The following is a 3,168-nucleotide window of genomic DNA, read 5'->3' on the forward strand; positions in this document are numbered from 1 at the left end:
CCTCGGCCGCCGCCTCGGGTGCGGCAGCCGGCGCCTGAGCCGCATCCTCGAAGTGCACCGTGCTCGCGGCTGTTGCTTCGGCCGGAGCTTCGGCCGGCACGTGGTCCGCCGCATCCGCGCCCAGCGGCGTGGACCGCAGCGGTGCCGATCTCAGCGGTGCCGATCTCGAAGGTGTCGATCGCGGCGGCATGGATCGCGGGGGTGTCGATCGCAATGGCGATGACCTCGGCGGTGCGGAATCCTGCGGGCGAATGCTCGCCGAACCGCTGCCCGCGGCCCAGGCGCGCACCGCGTCGCTGAGGCCGCCCGAGCTCGATTCCGGATCGAGAGCAGGATCGGGATCGGGATCGCTCATCGTGCCTCCTCGCGCCGCGCTCGAAATCGGGTCGGGTGGCTCAGCCTACCGCGGCGCCGGACCCGACCCGCCGGAACGACTCGACCCGGTCGATGGGCTGCCGCTGCCCGCCGACGTGCACGATCTCGCCGAGGCTTTCAGCCGAGCCGGCGCGGTCGCTCGCCGCCTCGACCGTGAACTGCGTCGCATGCGAGCGCAGTGCGGCGACCTTGCGGTCGAGCCAAGGTGCGACGTCATGCGACTCCAGGCCGTCGACCCCGTCGTTCACCGGCGCAGCGGTGTCGGGAGCGGTGGTGTCAGCAGCATCTGCGTCAGCAGCATCAGTGCCATCGGCATCAGAGCCTGGTCCGGGCACGACCTCCGCTGCCGGTCGCGCGCCGGCGCCGGCGCCAGCATCGGCGCCGGCGACGATCTCCCAGAAGGGCAGCTCGAGCCCGTGAGCCACGGCCCGCGCCGCGCGGTGCGCGAACACGTGATCGGGGTGACCGTAACCGCCGCGCGCGCCGTAGCTGACGATCGCCTCGGCTCCCCACTCGTCGGCGAGCGCGAGCAGATCGTTCAGGGCCTCGACCGCCGGGGCACGGGTGAGCGCCGTATCGGGCGCATCGGCCGCGGCCGTCGCCCAACCGTCGGATCCCCATTCCATTCCGGAGTCCTCGTAGACCTTTGCATCGAGACCCGCGGCCCGGGCCGGCGGGTTCCCGAGGAAGGCGTGATCCTGCACGCCCAGCATGAAGAGCGCCGCCGCGAGCTCGGTCTCGCGGTGCGCCGCGAGGCCCGGGGTGCCCTGCAGCGCGGAGAAGGGGCCGGGCACGACCTCGCCGCGCTCCCCGCGGGTCAACGTCACGAGCAAAGGGGAACGACCCGTCGCGGCGAGCCCGGCGAGGGTTCCGCCGGTCGATATCGTCTCGTCATCGGGGTGCGCGTGCACGAAGAGCACCCGGGACGCCCCGTCGAACCAATCGACGACATCACGCATCGAGACGCACCCCTCCGTCGAGACTGCTGACACCGCCGAGCCCGAGACGGCCTCGGCGCGTGCGGGAAATGCCCAGAAATGGGCATTTCCTCTTCGCCCGCGCATCGTCGGGGTGCGCGTGCACGAAGAGTACCCGGGACGCCCCATCGAACCAATCGACAACGTCACGCATCGACGCTTGCCCTTCGGCTGTTTCTCTCATCTCGTCTCCTCCATCACCCCGTACGGTCATCGCACGCCGCCGTCATCTTCCGCCGCCGCCATCCGGTACCGTCGACGCCCTGCCGGCACCGCCCCGCGGCGTTCGGGCGGAGATCGCAGTTCCGGCTGACGGGATGCCCCGAGAATCTCAGCCCGAACTGCGATCTCAGCCGGAACCGTCGGCGAACCAGGCGCGCAGCCGCTCGGCCGCCGCCTCCTCGCCGATCGGGCCCTCGTCGAGCCGCAGTTCGAGCAGGAACTTGTAGGCGCGCCCCACCTCGGGTCCCGGCGGCAGGCCCAGGACCGCCATGATCTGCTCGCCGTCGAGCTCGGGACGGACGGCGGCCAGCTCCTCAGCCTCGGCGAGCTCGTCGATCCGCCGCTCGATGTCGTCGTACGCGTGCTGCAGACGCTCGGCCTTGCGCCGATTGCGCGTCGTCACATCGGCCCGGGTGAGGATGTGCAGTCGCTCGAGCTCCTCACCCGCGTCGCGCACGTAACGGCGCACCGCCGAATCGGTCCACTGCTGGTCGCTGTAGCCGAAGAAGCGGAGATGCAGCTCGACGAGCCGGGCGACGCGTTTGATCGTGTCGTTGTCGAAGCGCAGTTCGCGCAACCGCTTCTTGGCGAGCTTCGCACCGACGACATCGTGGTGGTGGAAGGTCACGCCGCCGCGCTCGAAGCGCCGGGTCGCGGGCTTGCCGATGTCATGGAGCAGCGATGCGAGGCGCAGGACGACATCCGGACCGGCCGTCGAGGGTTCGCGGCGCTCGAGCTCCAGCTCGATCGCCTGGCGCAGCACGGTGAGGCTGTGCTCGTAGACGTCCTTGTGCCGGCCGTGGTCGTCCTGCGTCTCCAGGAGCGCGGTCAGCTCGGGCAGGAACAATTCGGCGAGCCCGGTCTCGACGAGCAGCCTGATGCCGGGAACCGGGTCATCGGTCGAGAGCAGCTTCACGAGTTCGTCGCGGATCCGCTCCGCCGAGATGATCTCGAGCCGTGAGGAGAACTCGTACATCGCCGCCTGGACCTCCGGCTCGACGGTGAAGCCGAGCTGCGATGCGAAGCGGGCGGCGCGGAGCATGCGCAGCGGATCATCGGTGAACGACGTCTCGGGGGAGCCCGGAGTCGTGATCCGCCGTGCGAGCAGATCCTCGACGCCGCCCGAGACGTCGACCAGGCGCATCTCGGGCAGCAGCAGGGCGAGCGCGTTGATCGTGAAGTCGCGGCGCACGAGGTCGCCCTCGATCGAGTCGCCGAACGCCACGTCGGGCTTGCGGGAGTCGTCGCGATAGGTGTCGGCGCGGTACGTCGTGATCTCGACGGTCTCCCCGTGGACCTTCGCGGCGATCGTGCCGAACTCGCGACCCACGTCCCAGATCTGCTTCGTCAGGCCCTCGACGACGGCGCGGGTCTCGTCGGGGCTCGCCGAGGTGGTGAAGTCGAGGTCGCTCACGGGGTACCCGAGCAGCGCGTCGCGCACCGGCCCGCCGACGAGCGCGAACTCGTGCCCCTCCGCCTGGAACGCCGCGGCGAGCGCGGAGACCGCCGGGGTCGCGACGATCTCGCGCAGGGCGGCCATGGATTCGGCGAGGGGGCGCATCCTTCCAGGGTAGTGGCAGCAACGGCCGCGCAT

General features: G+C 70.8%; 2 protein-coding genes. Both read right to left on the minus strand.

The annotated features are described in order from the left end of the window. Positions 1-395: 395 nt before the first annotated feature. Complete coding sequence (locus ACFPZL_RS11535) at positions 396-1,334, minus strand: PIG-L family deacetylase (RefSeq protein ID WP_218116428.1); 939 nt, start codon at positions 1,332-1,334, stop codon at positions 396-398. 367 nt (positions 1,335-1,701) lie between these two features. Then, a complete protein-coding gene (locus ACFPZL_RS11540) occupies positions 1,702-3,135 on the minus strand; it encodes a CCA tRNA nucleotidyltransferase (protein ID WP_218116427.1) in 1,434 nt (477 codons plus the stop codon). Positions 3,136-3,168 lie beyond the last annotated feature (33 nt).

Source organism: Leucobacter soli, assembly GCF_042659205.1.
GTDB lineage: Bacteria > Actinomycetota > Actinomycetes > Actinomycetales > Microbacteriaceae > Leucobacter > Leucobacter soli.